This window comes from Aporhodopirellula rubra (genome assembly GCF_014192335.1).
Taxonomy (GTDB): Bacteria; Planctomycetota; Planctomycetia; order Pirellulales; family Pirellulaceae; genus Rhodopirellula; species Rhodopirellula rubra.
In genome coordinates this window covers 218,012-235,541 of sequence record NZ_JACHXU010000004.1, presented here as the reverse complement: position 1 = coordinate 235,541, position 17,530 = coordinate 218,012, and the positions used below count along the sequence as shown (strand labels likewise).

The window sequence follows — 17,530 nt, the reverse complement described above, 5'->3', positions numbered from 1 at the left end:
GGCTTGTCCAACGCGGTCGTCTGATGGAGGTGGTGAACTAGTTGTCGCTGGATTGCGGCAACGATCGATAGATGTCTGATTCGGTGAACTCACGGATGAAACGTTCGGTTGACCAAAGGTGCTGTTGCCGTTGTTGAAGATACGCGGCGGTTTCTCGGATCAAACCGTCGTCTGCGAGTTTCGCGGCGGCTTGATCTAAGGAGTCGAAATAGAACGGATAGTCGTCACCGAGGTACTCTTTCACGGCCGGTAATGGATTGGTGAGAACGGGCGTTCCACGTGCGATGCATTCGACGATTGAGTTGTTGGCGTTGGATTCCCACAATCCGACGATCGCGATGCTGGAGGAAAGGATTTCGTCATACGCTGCGTCAGTGATGCGTGCGGGGGAGGAAACCCGGACGAAACGTCGCTTTCGCATCCCTTCTAGTTTCGTCGCGCGTCGATGCGAGAAATTGCCTCCTGCCAACCACAGTCGTTTGTATCCTTTGATTGGCAGATCGTAGATCGGATAGAACTTCCTGAGCCAACTGCCGAGTTGCACGATTCTTTTATGGCGGGCGTTTTTAAATTGCTCAAATGAGAATTGCGAGACCGAACTCTCGGTCGGGAGACGGAGGACTGCGATAGGAACATCGAGGTGATTGGTGAGTTGTTCTGCGACGTGCTGCGAGAGTGTGAAAATGCCTCGACAATGAGGCATGCTGCTGCTTAGGTAGGAATGATGGTTCAGAAGATAGTCGAGATCCGAACGACCGCCGTAAATCCTTGGGATGTGCGCGGGCGCATGAAACGTTTGGTGGACGACCCCGATCCACGGGGCATCAAACGGTCCGGTTTGAAACAGTGCATCTTCGAGTTCACCGAAAAACAGAGTTGGTCCGCTGGGATGTGACATCCGATCGGCGATGACCGCTTGAACTACCGGCCAACCACTGCGGTGGTGAGTCCATCGCATTTGAAACGGGCAACGCAGTCGACGGTGTTGCTCGATGTTTGCGGGTAGTTCGGTCAATGAGAGAGGTGTCGTTCGCGGGGCGGGGCGAACCGACCGGCAATGATGGTCGGTAGGACGTTACTCGTAGCGGAGGGCGTCGATCGGATCGAGCAGGGAGGCCTTCCGGGCGGGATAATAACCGAAAACGATTCCAACTGAAGCGGCCACCCCGACTGCAACGATGGGGGCCCAGAAAGACAGTTCGCTGGGCCAGCCCATCAGCCAGCCGATCGTCGTTGAACTAGCGTGCCCTAACGCGATCCCGAAGACGCCACCGATCAAACACAGAACGGTCGCTTCAATCAGGAATTGTCGCAAGATCGCGTTGCGGTTCGCACCGACGGCCATACGAAGCCCGATCTCTCGTGTCCGTTCGGTGACGGATACCAACATGATATTCATGATGCCGACACCTCCGACGAGCAAGGACACGCCGGCGATAATTAGCCCGAGGGCCGAGAGTCCGGCGACGACCTGAGCGGTCACGCGTGAGACTTCCGTGATGTCGTGGATTTGAAACACGTCGGCGTCGACGTCGTGCCGGCGAGACAGAACCATTCGGATTTGTTCACGGGCGTCAGGAACCAATTCGGGCGAAACGGCCTGCACGTAGATTTGACTGAGGTGCTCGTTTCGTGTGGATCGTTTGTTCGACGCCAATTGCATTTTGGGCATCTGGTCATCGAAGGCGGCGACGCGGGTGATACCACCGGAGTTGCTGTTGAGTCGGTATTTGAACGTGGTCCATGGCGCGAGCATGATGTCGTCTTGGTCGTTGCCGATAACATCGCCACCCTTGGCGGCGAGAACACCGACTACCCGCAAAGAGATGCCATTGGCGCGGACTTCTTTCCCGATCGGGTATTCGTCTTCGAAGAGATCGGTCGCAACGGTTTGGCCGATGACACACACTTTCTGTGCGTCGTAAACCGCGTTCTCGTCGAAGAGTTGACCCATCTCCATTTCGGACCAATTACGACCAACGAGATAGTCAGGCGAACTGCCGAGCACGAACGTTGGTCGGCAACGGCGGTTGCCATAAACCAGTTGAACTTGACCGTGGACAATTGGTGCGGCCAATTGCACCGCGGGGCATTGTTCCTCGAGCATGGCGACGTCGTCGGGCGTCAACGGAATGTAGCGACGACGTCGACCGGCACTGGGAGAGTATGTCGATGAGACCGTCAACATGTTGGCACCCATGCTGGCAACGGTGTCTTTGATCGCTCGCGATGATCCGCTGCTGAGTTCCATCACGTTGACCACCGAGGCCACTCCGATGATCACGCCGAGCATGGTCAAGGCGGTTCGTAACGCGTTGGTGCGAAGCGCGGAAAGGGAAACGATCACGGCGTTGATCATGGACGCCAAAATCTGGCCCGAGGCGGCGACATCGAGCGAAACGGGACTCTTGCGAATCGGATGTTCGCTCACCGGTGCGATGTCGACCGGGTTGATTCGATCGTCGGCGATGATGCCGTCTTTCATGTGGACGACACGGTCGGCACTTTCGGCGACTTGAGCGTCGTGCGTGACGACCACCAAGGTGATGCGATGCTCGACGTTGAGTTTCCGGAAAAGGGCGAGGATTTCTCGTTCGGTTTTGGAGTCCAGGTTGCCCGTCGGTTCGTCGGCGAGGAGCAATCGCGGGCGATTTATCAACGCGCGCGCGATCGCGACGCGTTGACGTTCTCCGCCGGAAAGTTGGTTCGGTGCGTGGTCCATCCGGTCGCCCAAACCGACGACCGTGAGGAGATGTTTCGCGTACTCGATCCGCTCGGCTTGGGTTCGCTCATCCGTTGCGTACAGTGTCGGCAGCAGGACGTTGTCCAGTGCCGAAGTGCGGGGCAGCAGGTTGAAGTTTTGGAAAACGAATCCGACGTGACGGTTTCGAAACACTGCGAGTTCGCCGCTTGACAGTCCCGACACGTCAATGTCTGCGAACTTGTAAACGCCTGACGTGGTACGGTCGAGGCTGCCCAACAGGTTCATCAGGGTCGTTTTACCCGAACCCGATGTCCCCATTAGCGCGACGTATTCGCCTTCGTCGATGTCGAGCGTGATGCCTTTGAGCACCGGCAGCGGGACATCGCCGACCTGGTAGGTTTTGCAAATTTCGCCGAGCTCGATCAAGCGAATGGCTCCTGGTTGGGGTTCCGTTATTGGATGGGTGGATCTCGCCGAAGCGATCTGTTTGGACTAACGGAGCGTTTTGGCGGTGGGGACAATTCGAGCAAGCGTGGTTCGGTTCACGACGCCAACGACAACGGGCATGTCGTCGGCAAAACCGTTGCCAACCACTTCGGTTTGCACGCCGTCATCAATCCCCACGCGAACTTGCAGGGGGCGTACTTTGCCGTTTTCTCCGGGGACCCAGATGTACGCGGTGTCGCCTTCACCGGGGCCTTCGGCGTTGTCGTCGCTGGCCAGTGCGTTTTGGGGAACGGCTTTTTCCATTTGTTCTTTTTTGGGCCACCACTGAAGGGCACCCGTCGGAACCAGCCAAGCTTGGTTGCGGCGAATGATTTCGAATTCCACGTCGGTGGTCATGTGCGGCAGCAACTCGACATTGGTATCGTCGATCCCCACGATGACATCATAGGTGACGAAGTTTCCGTGCATTCGGGCGTTAAGGAGGATCTCTTCGACGCGTCCCGTCATCACTCGATCACGGTAGGCATCGACGGTGAAAGTCGCCGGTTGACCGAGTTGGACTTTGCCGATGTCACTCTCGCTCACCGACGCACGGATTCGCATTTGATCGAGATCTTTGGCGAGCAAAAACAGACCGGGGTGACCGACATTGACATACTGTCCGAGGTTCGCCCGGCGATCGATCACGACGCCATCGATCGGCGATCGAACGGTTGTTTTTGTGAGGCTGACGCGAGTGTGGTGCACCTCGGCGGCCACTTGATCGAGTTTGGCTTGGCCGACGGCCAGTTGAGCAACCGCCATTTCGTTGGCTGTTACGATTTCGTCGTAGTCACTTTGGGCGTTGGTGGATCGCAGACGGTCGGCTCGTTCGAGCGTTCGGCGGGCTTGCTGGAGTTGAGCCTGGAGTCGCGAGATATCAGCTTGTGCTAGCCGATAGGCTGCCTCCGCCTTTTGCAAGCCGATCTCGTATTGTTCCGCATCTAGTTTAAAAAGCAGTGTCCCTTTTCGGACTCGTGATCCCACTCCGATCGGTTTCTCGGGGTGATAGATATCTTTTCCGAACTCAACGATCTTGCCTGCAACGTCGGGACCGACCTGCATGACTTCTTCCGGTTCGATCGTTCCGGTTGTTCCCACTGTAATCACAAGATCGCGTTGTTCCGCGTTGACGGTTCGCAACTCGGGGAGGTCGGAGCTGCTGCTGACGAGGCGGATCGCGATGAAGGCGATGCAGAGGCAGAACACCGCCACAGAGCCGAGAGCGAGGCGAATCCAAAGAGTTTGCTTGGGGCGGTTTCCGCTCATGCTACCATTCTTTCGTTGGTCGTGGTTTCGACTTTCCCGTCGACAATCTTCACCACACGGTCAGCCGCAAAGAAGTACCGGTCGTCGTGAGTGATCGCCACGACGGCACGTCCCTTCTGTTTCAATTCCGGCACGATCTCGCGGTAGAAAATTTCCTTGAACGTCGGGTCTTGTTCGGCGGCCCATTCGTCAAAAACGAACACGGGGCGTTGGTCCATGCATGCGACCAGCATCGCGAGACGTTTGTGTTGACCGCGGGATAGTTTGTAGGTTTTCAGTTGGCCGGTTTCGAAATCAACCTTGTCTTCTATCCCCAGGCGGTGGGCCCAGTGTCGCAGCAACATCGGGTTCAGGTCGTTGCCGAGCAAGCGATCGAACAAATGTCCTTCGACAAACACGGTCGAGAAGAGTTGCCGGTAATCTCCCATCGACGCGTTATCGATCACGTGTCGGTCGACAAGAATTTCACCCGAGTGTGCCGGATAAAGGCCGGTGAGAATCTTGGCAAGTGTGGTTTTCCCACACCCGTTGCCTCCGACGATGAATAACGCTTCGCCAGGACGGATCTGCATGTCGATCGGTCCCAAATGAAAGCCGGTCTCACCTTCGATCGGCGATTGATACGAATACGAGATGTCTCGCATTTCGATGCTACGGAATCCCGTGTCGGCGGAGTTGACCACGGGCGCCTTGGCGGGGTCGATCATGAGCCCGAGTGCGTTGATCTTGTTGAGCGAAATCGCCGCGTGATTCAGAGCCGGTAACCAACCGAGGATGTTGTCCAACGGACTCGTCAGATAGATGATGGTCAGCGTGTAGCCCATCAATGTTTCTGGCGTGACGGTCCACATCCGTGGCCAAACGAAGATCAGTAGTCCGATGCCAATGAACAGCGACAATCGTCCCCAGGTATGGGCGCCACCGAGAATGTCGGTGCCCTTGATCAAACGCTGTCGCATGGCCGTGTCGGCGGGCAAAAGGACTTCATAGATGAAGTCGATGCACCGACGATTGTTTGCTTTGAGCTCCTTGATGCCAAACACCATCGCTTGAAGTTGTTTGGTGACTTCGTCTCGGTCTTCACGAGCGCGTCGAAGGTGATAGTTCGCCCAGTGAACCCCGGCGAGATAACTGGCGACGGCGATCGATGCCATGAACACCGTGCAAAACGCCAGCGGGATCGAAAGGTTCGCGAGATAACCGATTCCGCTGACCAAAACCATCGCGCTGGCGCAGACGGATGGGAAATTGGACAGGGCCCCGGTGATGGCACCGACGTCGCCTTGCAAGGTTCCCAGCAGCCGGTGAGGGCCGACCGATTCGAGTTCGGGCAGTGGTGCCGCCATGATCCTGTTGCACAATTCGAATTGCAAACGGGCAGCAGTTGACTGGGACAATCGCGTCAAAATGCATTTCGAAAGGATCTGCAGTACCAACACGGCCACGCATGCAGCGACAAACAATGCAGGTAATACCGTTGACTGCATTCCCTCGTTGGAAAACGATTTGTGAATCAGCGTAATCAATGCCAACGTCGCGAGACCGCTGGCACCGCCGAGCACCACCGAAGCGAGGCTCGCCTTCCACGATGATCGAAGCATGAGGAAAAAGAGATTCATGGACGTCTATTCCCTCGTGGAATTCACTTGGTTGGCTCTCTCGAGATAGTTTGGGATCTGGCGTGTCGAATTGACGACTAGCCCGTGTGGACGTGTAGCAAAACCCACTCGACTAAACCAAGGCCAGTCCTTGATTTGACGTGGAAGGATGGGGGAGATGGGGGAGAGTCGCGTCGAGGGGGGGAGTGCCGGGGGCCGGAACATGGCGGCGAGCTGCGAGAAAAACGGTGGGCGTTGCTCCGTTAAGAGGAAGCTCCGGCAGATCGTGTCGATCTTGGGCGGTCGTTCGACCGTCGCGGCGGGGATTTCTGCGTGAGTATCCGGGGCCAAGGAAACCGTGTTCGGTGGGGACGGCTAGACAGTCGATAACAATGCCGCATTGCTAATCAAACAACCGGAGCCCGCGATGCAAAAAATCCAAGCCTACGCCGCACACAAATCAGGTGGTCCCTTTGAACCGTACGAATACGATCCAGGTGAATTGCAAACCCATGACGTCGAAATCGAAGTCGAATCCTGCGGAATCTGTCACAGTGACCTGTCCATGCTGGACAACGAATGGCAGTTAACGCAGTACCCATTTGTCGGTGGGCACGAAGTGATCGGGCGTGTCGCTGCGATGGGGGACAATGTTCCTCACCTGCAACTCGGCGACCGCGTGGGATTGGGATGGACTAGCCGCAGTTGCATGCACTGCAATCAGTGCATGTCGGGTGATCACAATCTCTGTCCATCCGCCGAAGGAACGATCACACATCAACACGGCGGATTTGCCGATCGAGTCCGTTGTCACTGGGGTTGGGCGACTAAGGTGCCTGAAGGCGTGGATGCGGTTTCGGCCGGACCGTTACTCTGTGGCGGGCTGACCGTGTTCAATCCGCTGCTGCAATACAATCTCTCGCCGACGTCGAAGGTCGGAATCGTGGGGATTGGAGGACTGGGGCACATGGCGTTGCAGTTTTGTGATGCTTGGGGGTGCGAGGTGACCGCAATTTCGCGTAGTCGATCGAAAGAGGAGGAGGCAAGAAAGCTCGGCGCGGATCATTTTCTCGCGACCGGAGAGGACGGTGCACTCGAGTCCGTTGCCGGTCATTTCGATTTGATTCTCAACACCACCGACGCTGAGTTGCCATGGGACGCGTACATCGCGGCGTTGGCGCCCCACGGCAAACTGCACACGGTGGGGGCAGCGCCGAAAATCGAGGCAACGGTGTTCCCGATGATCATGGGGCAAAAGTCGCTTTCGTCCTCGCCGACGGGCAGCATCGCGGCAACCCGAACGATGTTCGACTTTGTCGCCCGTCATGATATTCGGCCGATGACGGAGGTTTACCCGATGTCGAAAATCAACGAAGCATTCGAGAAGCTTCGAAACGGATCGCCTCGTTACCGTTTGGTACTCACTCGAGAAGTTTGATCGGCAACCAACGTTATCAATTGACGCGTTAAGATTCAGTGCCTTCGCGGTCGGTTCCGGCCGCAGGTGGAGCGATATGCGGCGAAGAGTATCGCTTTAGAAATTCTGCTGGCCAAACGGCGCGGAAAGACACCGCATTGTGAAGGTGCGGAAACCAAACGCAAGGAATTCGCGCTGAACACCGTCAGGTACAAACTGCGAGGCAATCCTCCTTCGTACTCGATGCGGGTGCTGCAGCGAGGTTGGTGCCGTCGCGCACGCCTTTGTTCTATTAAGAATCCAGTATCGGCGTCGGACATGGCAGCATTCGCCCGCTGTCCCCTTTCCGGTTTGAATCCGCACTCGCTCGTCTCTTTGCGAGCTGCCTGGGCGAGGGGCCGAGACTCACCGCCGCGATTGCGGTCGGTATGTGTACCAGCGGCGCGGTCCGCAAATGATTGACTCGTTTCTCCCGTGGCAGTGCCGCTTCCGGTACCAGCGCCGGTTCCACGCTCAGCAGGTTTCGTGCCCGTTTTGCTTCGGATTAGTCTTCGAATATCGCGTTAAGCGGCGATTTTGCTTGAATGTATAGATCTATTGGGCAAGGGATGGAGAAAATATTATCGAAAATGGTCAAAGCGTGGGATTTGAGTTAACAAGACTCGATGGATTTCGGTATGGTGTCAGTTGTTAACAAGCCGTTAGGTGCTTGTAGTGTTGTTTTTGGCCCCGTTCTCACCTCCTTCTCAAAAAAGGTAGTCGCATGAACCATTTTTCTCTTAGGCGACGGGCGTTCACTCTTGTTGAGCTGCTCGTTGTTATCGCCATTATTGGTGTTCTCGTCGGATTGTTACTTCCCGCTGTTCAAGCTGCACGTGAAGCCGCACGTCGGATGAGTTGTAGTAACAACTTCAAACAGATTGGTCTGGCCATCCATAATTACCACTCCGCATACAACCAATTGCCCGTTCATGGTGGTGGTACGATCGACAACACCACTGCGAACCAGTGGCGTCCTTCGGAGGTGTCGAACATGAGTAAGCTCAGCTTCCTCGTCGGTTTGACCCCTTTCATGGAACAGCAAGCGATCTGGGAACAGATCTCCAACCCGATGAACGAAGACACGCTCGGCAATTCGCCACCGGCGCCGAACCCGAGTGGTTCGGTCCAGGCACGTCGGGCAGCCGGCGCACCGTTCCCCGCGATGGGCCCGACGCCGGAAGATATTGCCTACTACCCGTGGGCAACTGAAATTCCAACTCTTCGTTGCCCGAGCGATCCAGGGAAAGGGCTGCCTTCACTCGGTCGTACCAACTACGCCGCATGTTTGGGTGACTGCTGTGACCGTGCCGAAGGCGATCTGCAACGCGTCGGCGGTGTCTGGGAACACAAGGCGAACCTCGTCGAAGAGTGCCGTGCTTCGCAGCGTGGTGTTTTTCGCGGCGTCAACAAGACCCGATTCCGTGACATCTTGGACGGTCTTGCCAACACGATCGCGGCCGGTGAAATCGCCACGGACCTGGGTGACAGCGACAACCGAACCATCGCCTTGAGCCATCAATCCGAAGGCTCCGGTTGGAGTTCGATTCGCGACATCCCACCGGTTAAGAACCGTTGCGAACCTGAGATCGATGCGACTCGTCCTCAGTTCTGGGTTTCGTCTTACGCAAAGGTCGGTGCCACCGACGGACGCGGTTATCGTTGGGCACACTACAACCAGTGCTTCTCTGGTTTCTTCACCGCCAACCCGCCTAACAGTGCTGTCTGCACGGGCTTCAATGCCGGCGGCGACGGATGGTGGAGTGCATCGAGCCGACACCAAGGTGGGGTGCACGTGTTAATGGCTGACGGTGCCGTGAAATTCATCACTGATTCAATCGAGAGCGGTGCCGCGAATACCGCCACGACTCGTCCAGAGTGGTTGATCAACAAATGGCTCAATCCTGGTGGAAAGAGCAAGATGGGTTTGTGGGGTGCGTTGGGTAGTCGTGCGGCCAAAGAGGTTATCGACCAAGAGATCTAGTCGATGTTGGGGAAGTTATGAAGCACCGCTTCATTAAAAGCGATCTTGTCATCACTCTTCCCCCACTCGAATCTAGAGGTGAACGCAGAAAGTACTTCGTGTACTTTCTGTGTCCTCGCCTCCCGATTTTTTAAATTGCGACCGGCAAACGCAGTTGCTTGGCCGGTCTTTCTGGGGTCGAACGCGGTTGCCCGTTCGAGTCAAGTCCCAATCCAAACGGCTTCATCGTCGGGCGGGCAACAGCAACGTGTGACTTAAAACGTGTAATCCATTTCATCGGTGTACGGAAATTTAAAGTGAAAAAGCTATTCATCCTAATAGGGTTGGCATTGGTTGTCGGTTGTGGCGAATCCCAACCAACAAACGTTGCCGAAGGGGCATCTCTTTCCGAGATCGAACAGTATCGACAAATGGTCGAAGAGTCCGAGAAAGCTGCGGCGGCGGGCTACGAAGAGGCCGAGGCTGCATACTCGGCGGATCCCAAAAGCTAGACGTTAACTAAAAACGAAGACAATATCGCCAGACTTTGAGGGACTGAATTCTGGCGAATCGAGAGTCTGTGAACGGACTCTTCATCATTAGAAATGCTGAACTTTGAGTCGACGCGAATGTGGCGATATCGGTTCAAATGTGATTACACAAGAATGCATTGCTTCGGGGGCATCCGACTGCGAGTCCTCTCGCGGTGATGTGACCTATTGAACTGCCCTTGCGTATTGCACCGGGAGAATGTCCTTGGCCACGTCGTCACGGAGTGCTTTTGCCGCGTGATAGGGCCAATAGGGGTCACGCAGCAATTCTCTCGCCAACATCACCATGTCGACCTGGCCGGAAGACACAGCTTCTTCCGCTTGTTCAGGTTCAGTGATCAGCCAACTGGTTGTCGTTGCAATTTCGGCTTCGCGGCCGATTCGCTCAGCGTGTGGCAGCATCATTCCCGGTGACCATGGGACTGCGTCGACACCGGGAGTCACGAAACCATGGCTGACGTCGAGCATGTCGAGTCCGGCGTCTTTCAACCGTCGTACTAGCTCAATCGATTCCTCGACCGTGACCCCTCCGTCGATCCAATCGGTCACGGACAGTCTCGCAGCCAACGGCAGATTTTCTGGCCAAACGTTTCGGACGGCAGTGAACGTTTCCATCAAAAATCGGATTCGATTCTCGAAACAACCGCCGTACTCGTCCTCGCGTTGGTTCGACAACGGCGAGTAGAACTCATGAGCCAAGTAGCCGTGCGCGAAGTGAATCTCGAGAAATCGAAAGCCCGCGGCGAGAGCACGTTTCGTCGAGGCGACAAAGTCGGATTGAACCCGTTTGATGTCTTCGATGGACATCTGGCGAGGGACCTTGGTAATGTTCTCGCCGAATGCGATTGCCGACGGTGCGATCGTTTCCCACCCGCCCTGCGATTCGCTGATTGAGTCGTCGCCTTCCCAGGGTTTATGGACGCTCGCTTTACGACCTGCGTGGGCGAGTTGGATTCCGGAAACCGCACCGTGTTGTTCCATGAACCCAGTGATTCTGGCAAACGGTTCGACGTGATCGTCGGTGTAGATGCCGCTGTCGGCGGGACTGATTCGGCCATCGGGCGAAACCGCTGTCGCTTCGACGACCACCAACCCGGCACCTCCGACCGCTCGTGACCCGAGGTGCACGAAATGCCAGTCGTTGGGCATCCCGTCGTTGGAGGAGTACTGACACATTGGCGAAACGGCTATCCGGTTTCGCATCGTGACATCTTTGAGGGTCAGCGGTTCGAACAGCTTGCTCATACGAGTTTGATCTTGTTTGCGGGAAAAGTGTTTTGGTGATGATTAGGGTCGGATTGTTGCCAGCGCTGGCGACCTAACGGGAGGCCGGTTAAACCTCTGACGAGGCAATGTCAGTGCGCGTCGGTTGCACTCGTTGCCGCTCCGCACGGCGTGCGGGTTCAGAGCAGCGTGGAGTGACTGACCATGGCACGAGCATGCCTTATCTGACTTCACGAATGTGAAACGGAAGCCGACCGACCACGCGAATGGCCGGGTGAAAGAGTGCGTCCGATCACGACTCCATCATCCCGGCATGTCAAGATTGGCTCGCGCGTCAGGAAATCGAGACCGCTGAGACTTGATTCACATTGGGCTGTGCATCGGCGAAGTTAGCCCAAACATTCTTTTGCGTCATCACCGCTGATCCGGTGACGGTGGAGAAAGCCACGTCTGCTGCGTCGCGACCGATGCCGATACGAACCAGCCCGACCGTCGACGCCAAACGTGTCGGATCGAACAGGTACCACTGACCATCCAAGAAAGCCTCGACGAAACCATGGTAGTCTGGCGGTTGAAGATCAACCGCGTAGCCGGAAACATATCGAGCCGGAATGCCCACGCCGCGACATAGCGTGATCGTCAGGTGAGCGTAGTCTCTGCAGACGCCGGTGCGTTGCAACAACACATCGGCTGCGGTGGTGGTCGCGTTCGTGCTCCCGGGCGTGTAGTCCAAGTGTTCATAGACCCAATCGCAGATCGCTTGTACTCGGGTAAATCCTCGTTCAATATTCCCGAATTCTTCAAACGCAAACCGTCCGAGCAGATCGCTTTCGCAGTACCGGCTCGGGTTCATGTAGGTCAGCACTTCCGCGGGCATATCAGCGGGCCGTGATTCTCCGACACTATCCGGCCGATCGATCTCGTGAGTGATCTCAACGGTAGCTTGGTAATCAACCGAGAACTGGCACGGCTCCACGATTACCCGGTGCAATCGATTGCCTTCAACGCCGACCTGGCAATTTTCGACATCGAGATTGGGCGTGAAGTTTAGCTGCTCGCTGAGCACGCGTTGGTGCGATGACCAGCCTGCCGCGATTTTGAAGAGGAAAATTGTCGTTTGTCGCACATCATATTGGAGTGTGCTTCCGATATTGATTTGAGTCATGTTCCGTTTGAATAGGTTGGAGTTTGAATGAGTTCTGACGCCCACTGCATCGGCAGATTGGCGAGAGATTCGGTAAGAGCTTGCGTCCATTGCGATGAAACCGATGAGAGTTCTGTTTCGGCAAATCGTTGGAAACGTGGTGTTGATTCGTGGTTGGCTAAGACGGCGAGGTCGATCGGGTAGTCCACGTCGGTGACGCTCGTGCGAGTCGCGTCGAATGCCAGGAACGCGAGAGCGACTGCGGAGGACAACGGCGTTTCGAATCGTAGTAAGCGATCCAAGATCGGTTTCCCGTAGTACGTGCGACCGATCATGAAGTACGGCGAATCAACTGCGGCCTCGACCCAATTGCCCTCCGGGTAAACGTAAAACAGTTGCGGGCTATCGTCGGCCATCAAACGTCCGCCAATAATCGCATGAAGATTGAAAGAATGGTTCGTGGCGGCGAGCGACGGGCCGTCTTCGGTTTTGACGCGTCGAAGTTGTTCACCGAATAAATTGGCGAATTGATAAAGGCGGTCTCGCGTGCTTTCCTCATTGCGGAGCGTTTCGTCAACGTACGTGATTGTTTTGTCACGTACCGATCGCAGCCCGCTGGTCATGGTGAATAACGACTGACCTGCGTGTTGGAATTCGGCGAGCTTTTGTTTGTTGACTTGCTCGCTGCCTTTGACGATTCGGGTGTCTGCGAGGGCAACGATTCCTTCGGCAACCTTAATGCCGACGCAAAATGTCATAACGAATCTCAAAAGGTGGATTAATCATTGTCAAAAAATGAAACCACAGTGAGAAAGCCGCCTTCGATTGACATCGAGTCTTCCATCACGGTTGTTTGATCACGAGACGAATCGTCATCGCGATCACCCCCTAAAGCACACGGTGCGCCATTGCGTGAGATGTTTCGAAAACAAAATGTGCCGTTGCTTCAGCCAGTCTCAAATACGCGGCATCCGCGCGTTGAACGTCGATTATTGGTGTGGGGGTCGAATGTGGCGGCGGTTGTTTTGACGCAAAGGAGACTCCGGTTGCTCGATCAGCGACCAGTTTGAGCGGCGGGCGGTCGACGGGGGCTCAGACGCAGTACCTCGTCGACGGTCGAATTACGCTATTTGCGTGCGACACGCCCGCTGGCCGTGAACAGGGGCGGGGGTGTTCGTGAGAGGCGGTGTTGCCTGTCGTTTTGCGGTCCGCAGATCTGTTACCCGGTCGCCCCGACGTCGGTGACCCATGCTCGCGCTTTGTCCACGTCAGCGACGTCGAAGTATTGAATCGTTGCGGACGTGAACGGTTTGCAGAAGACCGACATTCCTTTCTCCCAATTCGACTCTCCCACGATCGCAAGTCGCTCGATGTGAGAATGATGTTTCCAATCGAATTTGATGTCTTCCCAAAGGGCTCCCGCATCCCATCCGTGGAAGTCATGCAGAACGACAAGCATTCTTACCTTTCCAAATTCATCAATCTTGGATTCGATCGCCGGCAGAAATGCCTCATAGGCCTCGCTTGTGAGTTTGCCCGAGATTGCGATTTCGATGACCTTGCCGTTGTCGTGTTCGGTGATTGTGAATGACATCGTCGATGTTCCTTGTGAAGTGTGCGGAAGGTGTGACACTTCGGCATTGTTGCACATTGTGTGCGATTGTTGGGGGTGAGTTTCGTCGATCGACCAATCATAAATTTTTGGGAGATTTTTTATCTTTGGCATTCACTTTGGATGGCCTGTGTGACTGATAAACGATTCGCTTTCGTGAGAGATGGGGCTTAAAACGAGGGAATGGTCCAAGGCAACGGCCTGATAGTTGCGTTGTCTGCAACTGTTTCCCACCCGCACCCCCAACGCTGGCGGCATGTCATGAACACGACCGAAACATCCCTGCACGAACTTGCGTCCGAAGATGGAGTTGTCCGCGAGCGTGCTCGCAAGAAACTGGTCGCGTCCCGCGGGCACGAAGTTGTGCACGCACTCATTAGTGAACTCGTTGACCCTCGCAAACGGGTTCGATGGGAAGCGGCCAAAGCACTCGCCGAGATCGGGGACCCCGTTGCTGCGTTGCCGTTGGTCCATGCAATGACCGATGACGATGACGAGGTCGCATGGTTGGCGGCCGAAGGCGTCGCCAGTCTCGGTGACCCTGGATTGATGGCCGTACTCAGCGGGATCACGAGAGATTGCGATTCGTTAGAGTATTGCAAGGTTGCCCATCATTCGTTGAAAGAGTTTCGCAAGATCGGCAAGCACGACGCTATCATCAAAAAGGTCATGTTGGCGTTAGAGGGATTCGAGCCCAAGATGTCTGCACCGATTGCCGCGTACAAAGCGTTGCAGGAATTGAAGGTTGGCGTTGTGAAGGGATAGAGACCTCGTCGCCGATGCCGCGGTTCCTCTCAGGCTTGCTTGGTTCAACACGTGTGCTGAGCAAGGACACGTGGTCAGTGTCATCGTCCTATGGATCGACGGGAGTGGATTGGGTTGGATCGTTTCGTTGAGGTCGCCGGTGGATCATCGGCGCGCTAAGAGCACCAACACGCAGGCTCCGTCATCGATCACGTTGATGCCGGCCTCGCGGGCCAATCGGCTCGCCTCTTCGTCCTCTGCTCCCGGTTGCATCCAAGTATTCTGACGCCCACTTCGATTGCATCTGCAACAACCTGCCTCGTTACCTGCGGCGGTGTGATGACTGACAACGATTCGGGACGACGGGCAGATCCGCGATCCGCGGGTAGGCCGTATGCCCTTCGATCTGTTCGGCGACTGGGTTGAGCGGAAACGTTTCCCGGCCTGTTGCGACGAGGCCACGAAACACCTTGTTCCCATATTTGTGTTGGCGAGCCGAATCGCCTGCGACAGCGTATGTCTTGGCTGCGAGAAAAGAGTCAATCGGATTCATGCTTCATCGTCGGTGAAAAGTCGGTAACAGAGATGCTTCACGAGACTACATCTGTTGGCATTGTATTGAGGTGGTGGAGTGCCAATGTTCACGATCGCGATTCTTCATAAGCAGGAGTGTTGTCGAGTCGTAGTATTGTCGAGTCGCAAAGTGGTCATCTTTTCGCGTGCCGCTGAACGAACGGAACTCGTCCTGGCACGTTCGCTATCCCGGAACCTTATTCGTGTGTTCACGGCATGTTGTTGTTCACATCCGAAGTGTGAGTCGTGACTTGGGTTTCATCCCCTAGTCACGCCAACTGAAGTGACGACAATTTTTGCTGATCACCCATCACGAATCACCTTTGCGAGAGTTTGATGAGCCAGCTGCCTAACTGCCCCGAATGCGATTCCGAGTTTACCTACGAAGACGGCATTCTGCTGGTTTGTCCCAGTTGTGCTCACGAGTGGTCGCCCAAGGAAGCTGCCGCTGCCGCCGAAGATGATGCCACACGCGATTCCAACGGCAACGTTTTGGAGAGTGGCGACACCGTGGTTGTCATCAAAGACTTGAAAGTCAAAGGGTCGACGACGGTGGTCAAGGTTGGCACGAAGGTGAAGAACATTCGCATCGTCGATGGAGATCATGACATTGACTGCAAGATCGACGGCATCGGAGCCATGTCGCTCAAATCAGAGTTCGTCCGAAAGAGCTAAACGCATCGCGGATTGACTGAGCCGCCAAGGAGTTGGTGGAGACAGAAATTCCGTTACTCCAGACGCATAGACGAGCCGACGTCGATATCTTTCCGATCTTATTCGTGCACGCTTATCTGTTTAGCGGTTCGGTGAACTCGAACCGACGCAAGTGATGCCAATCGGTTCCCGTGACGACGTGTGAGATACCCCAATCGAGTTCAGAGGAATCGTCCGTGTCTGAGAAGTCGGTGCGAAAAAGTCCGGCCGCAATCGGGGCTTCCTTGACGGTGCCGATCGGGGCGAAGTTGATTGCGTCGGCGGCATACTGGATCGTGTTCTTCTCCGGTCCTTGAGTGACCAACGCGCAGACGCCGGTTTGATGGGGCCACACAATGCACTCGTGCCCGCCGATGATGACCGGGTTTAATTCCGATTTCACGTAAGGTCCCTTGGGATTGTTCGCGACCGCGACGCCCCATCCGATCGGAATGCCGCCTTTGGCTACCCAGTCTTTAAGATCGCCCTCGGCAAAACGTTGGTCGGGACCTCGGTGGTATCGACTTTTGTAGTACAGGAAATAGCGTCCATCGCGTTCGATCACGCTCGGGTCATGAGCGACCAAGGCGTCCCATTCACCTTTTTCATAATCACCGTGTGAGAGAACGGGGGCGGGGGCTCGGTGCCATGGGCCGTAAGGTGAGTCTGCCCACGACATTCCGATCTTGGTCCACTTGAAATCGCCTGGATCTGGATCGTCGAGGTTGGGTGCCGTTTGGTAGAACAGATAGTACTTGCCTTTGGAAACAAGAATGTTGGGAGTGAAAACGCTGCGTGCGTCGTACGTTCCCGGTTCGCCGCGTACGACCGCGGGCCCTTGTTCTTGCCACTGGATTCCATCCTTCGACGTCGCTAACCAGATGTCACCGAGATCCCACGGATAGGCGCGAAGGGTATCGGTGGCGTTGGGGACGCCCACTCGCAAGGGGCCGCCCGCGCTGCGTGTGTACCAAAGGAAATAGGTGTCACCCATCTTGATAATATCGGTGGGGTCGCGACGGATGATGCCGACTTCTCGACCGAGGCCTTCTGCGGCGGAATATTCGATTGCGATCGTTGCATTCGCCGGCGGCGTGTCGCTCCACTGGGAGTGATACTGCACGCGGAAACGCTCCTGTGCGGCACTCTCGGCGGCGCGGTTTTCTGCGGACGCGTCAGGCAATGCAACGTCTGACAGGCCGCTCAATGTCATGATCGACGCCAGGAAGATGAATGGGTGCTTGGTTCTCATTGCGATCGATTCGTGTCGTGGGGAGATGCTGCCATGGCGATGGGACGTTCGGTCAATAAAAGATGTTATTCGAACTGAATTGCCGGTCGCATTTTAAAAGAGTTGAGAACACAGCAAGATCGGGTTGCTTCGGTTCGACTGCGGCGTGCAACGAACTGATGCAAAAACGATACAATCTGTGTTGACGTTCTCCAGTATAAGTACATTGGCGTTTCAAATCACCGTAACATTGGAATGTTCGTTTGCGGCTAAAGGTCTATA

The 17,530-nt window shown here is 55.6% G+C and carries 14 protein-coding genes and 1 pseudogene; 5 read left to right on the top strand and 10 right to left on the bottom strand.

Annotation, left to right across the window (positions count from 1 at the left end; translation table 11 throughout):
• Positions 1 to 37: 37 nt before the first annotated feature.
• From FHS27_RS07470 to FHS27_RS07455, 4 genes are all read right to left on the bottom strand, one after another.
• Positions 38 to 1,015: a hypothetical protein gene (locus tag FHS27_RS07470; RefSeq protein WP_184303676.1), complete on the bottom strand. Its 978-nt coding sequence runs from the start codon at positions 1,013 to 1,015 to the stop codon at positions 38 to 40.
• 60 nt (positions 1,016 to 1,075) lie between these two features.
• Complete coding sequence (locus tag FHS27_RS07465) at positions 1,076 to 3,130, bottom strand: ABC transporter permease (RefSeq protein WP_184303674.1); 2,055 nt, start codon at positions 3,128 to 3,130, stop codon at positions 1,076 to 1,078.
• 66 nt (positions 3,131 to 3,196) lie between these two features.
• Positions 3,197 to 4,459, bottom strand: a complete 1,263-nt coding sequence (locus tag FHS27_RS07460; protein WP_184303672.1) for an efflux RND transporter periplasmic adaptor subunit — start codon at positions 4,457 to 4,459, stop codon at positions 3,197 to 3,199.
• Positions 4,456 to 6,078 carry a cyclic peptide export ABC transporter gene (locus tag FHS27_RS07455; protein ID WP_009095865.1) on the bottom strand — a complete coding sequence of 541 codons (1,623 nt, stop codon included), beginning with the start codon at positions 6,076 to 6,078 and terminating at the stop codon, positions 4,456 to 4,458. Before FHS27_RS07455 ends, FHS27_RS07460 begins: the two co-directional genes overlap by 4 nt.
• 406 nt (positions 6,079 to 6,484) lie before the next feature.
• On the opposite strand from FHS27_RS07455, the gene ahr reads away from it, so the two are divergent.
• From ahr to FHS27_RS07440, 3 genes are all read left to right on the top strand, one after another.
• A complete protein-coding gene (gene ahr, locus FHS27_RS07450; RefSeq protein ID WP_184303670.1) occupies positions 6,485 to 7,495 on the top strand; it encodes an NADPH-dependent aldehyde reductase Ahr in 1,011 nt (336 codons plus the stop codon).
• A 742-nt stretch (positions 7,496 to 8,237) separates the two neighbouring features.
• Positions 8,238 to 9,497 carry a DUF1559 domain-containing protein gene (locus tag FHS27_RS07445; protein ID WP_184303667.1) on the top strand — a complete coding sequence of 420 codons (1,260 nt, stop codon included), beginning with the start codon at positions 8,238 to 8,240 and terminating at the stop codon, positions 9,495 to 9,497.
• 296 nt (positions 9,498 to 9,793) lie between these two features.
• A complete protein-coding gene (locus FHS27_RS07440) occupies positions 9,794 to 9,988 on the top strand; it encodes a hypothetical protein (RefSeq protein ID WP_184303665.1) in 195 nt (64 codons plus the stop codon).
• Positions 9,989 to 10,192: 204 nt separating this feature from the next.
• Here FHS27_RS07440 and FHS27_RS07435 read toward each other — a convergent pair whose 3' ends face one another.
• From FHS27_RS07435 to FHS27_RS07420, 4 genes are all read right to left on the bottom strand, one after another.
• Positions 10,193 to 11,272 (bottom strand): NADH:flavin oxidoreductase/NADH oxidase, encoded by a 1,080-nt coding sequence (locus FHS27_RS07435; RefSeq protein ID WP_184303663.1) that lies wholly within the window; start codon positions 11,270 to 11,272, stop codon positions 10,193 to 10,195.
• A 313-nt stretch (positions 11,273 to 11,585) separates the two neighbouring features.
• Positions 11,586 to 12,416, bottom strand: coding sequence for a transglutaminase-like domain-containing protein (locus tag FHS27_RS07430; protein ID WP_184303661.1), 831 nt, complete (start codon positions 12,414 to 12,416; stop codon positions 11,586 to 11,588).
• Entirely contained in the window at positions 12,413 to 13,153 is a 741-nt protein-coding gene (locus tag FHS27_RS07425; RefSeq protein WP_184303659.1) for a proteasome-type protease, read from the bottom strand. Before FHS27_RS07425 ends, FHS27_RS07430 begins: the two co-directional genes overlap by 4 nt.
• A gap of 461 nt (positions 13,154 to 13,614) precedes the next feature.
• Entirely contained in the window at positions 13,615 to 13,989 is a 375-nt protein-coding gene (locus FHS27_RS07420; RefSeq protein ID WP_184303657.1) for a SpoIIAA family protein, read from the bottom strand.
• A 279-nt stretch (positions 13,990 to 14,268) separates the two neighbouring features.
• On the opposite strand from FHS27_RS07420, the gene FHS27_RS07415 reads away from it, so the two are divergent.
• The gene (locus FHS27_RS07415; RefSeq protein ID WP_184303654.1) at positions 14,269 to 14,772 is read left to right on the top strand and encodes a HEAT repeat domain-containing protein; all 504 of its coding nucleotides are present in this window, start codon (positions 14,269 to 14,271) and stop codon (positions 14,770 to 14,772) included.
• 144 nt (positions 14,773 to 14,916) lie between these two features.
• On the opposite strand, the pseudogene FHS27_RS07410 reads toward FHS27_RS07415, so the two are convergent.
• Positions 14,917 to 15,304 (bottom strand): annotated as a pseudogene (locus FHS27_RS07410) (CoA-binding protein).
• A gap of 356 nt (positions 15,305 to 15,660) precedes the next feature.
• Here FHS27_RS07410 and FHS27_RS07405 point away from each other — a divergent pair.
• Positions 15,661 to 15,999, top strand: a complete 339-nt coding sequence (locus FHS27_RS07405; RefSeq protein WP_184303652.1) for a zinc ribbon domain-containing protein YjdM — start codon at positions 15,661 to 15,663, stop codon at positions 15,997 to 15,999.
• Positions 16,000 to 16,111: 112 nt separating this feature from the next.
• Here the strand turns inward: FHS27_RS07405 and FHS27_RS07400 are convergent, their stop codons facing one another.
• Positions 16,112 to 17,269: a glycoside hydrolase family 117 protein gene (locus tag FHS27_RS07400; RefSeq protein ID WP_184303650.1), complete on the bottom strand. Its 1,158-nt coding sequence runs from the start codon at positions 17,267 to 17,269 to the stop codon at positions 16,112 to 16,114.
• Between the last annotated feature and the right edge of the window lie 261 nt (positions 17,270 to 17,530).

Excerpts from the sequence above, each read along its gene's own strand:
- FHS27_RS07400 (WP_184303650.1), bottom strand. The coding sequence starts at position 17,269 with ATGAGAACCAAGCACCCATTCATCTTCCTGGCGTCGATCATGACATTG.
- FHS27_RS07415 (WP_184303654.1), top strand. The coding sequence starts at position 14,269 with ATGAACACGACCGAAACATCCCTGCACGAACTTGCGTCCGAAGATGGA.
- FHS27_RS07430 (WP_184303661.1), bottom strand. The coding sequence starts at position 12,416 with ATGACTCAAATCAATATCGGAAGCACACTCCAATATGATGTGCGACAA.
- FHS27_RS07460 (WP_184303672.1), bottom strand. The coding sequence starts at position 4,459 with ATGAGCGGAAACCGCCCCAAGCAAACTCTTTGGATTCGCCTCGCTCTC.
- FHS27_RS07405 (WP_184303652.1), top strand. The coding sequence starts at position 15,661 with ATGAGCCAGCTGCCTAACTGCCCCGAATGCGATTCCGAGTTTACCTAC.
- FHS27_RS07445 (WP_184303667.1), top strand. The coding sequence starts at position 8,238 with ATGAACCATTTTTCTCTTAGGCGACGGGCGTTCACTCTTGTTGAGCTG.
- FHS27_RS07435 (WP_184303663.1), bottom strand. The coding sequence starts at position 11,272 with ATGAGCAAGCTGTTCGAACCGCTGACCCTCAAAGATGTCACGATGCGA.
- FHS27_RS07420 (WP_184303657.1), bottom strand. The coding sequence starts at position 13,989 with ATGTCATTCACAATCACCGAACACGACAACGGCAAGGTCATCGAAATC.
- FHS27_RS07425 (WP_184303659.1), bottom strand. The coding sequence starts at position 13,153 with ATGACATTTTGCGTCGGCATTAAGGTTGCCGAAGGAATCGTTGCCCTC.
- ahr (WP_184303670.1), top strand. The coding sequence starts at position 6,485 with ATGCAAAAAATCCAAGCCTACGCCGCACACAAATCAGGTGGTCCCTTT.
- FHS27_RS07455 (WP_009095865.1), bottom strand. The coding sequence starts at position 6,078 with ATGAATCTCTTTTTCCTCATGCTTCGATCATCGTGGAAGGCGAGCCTC.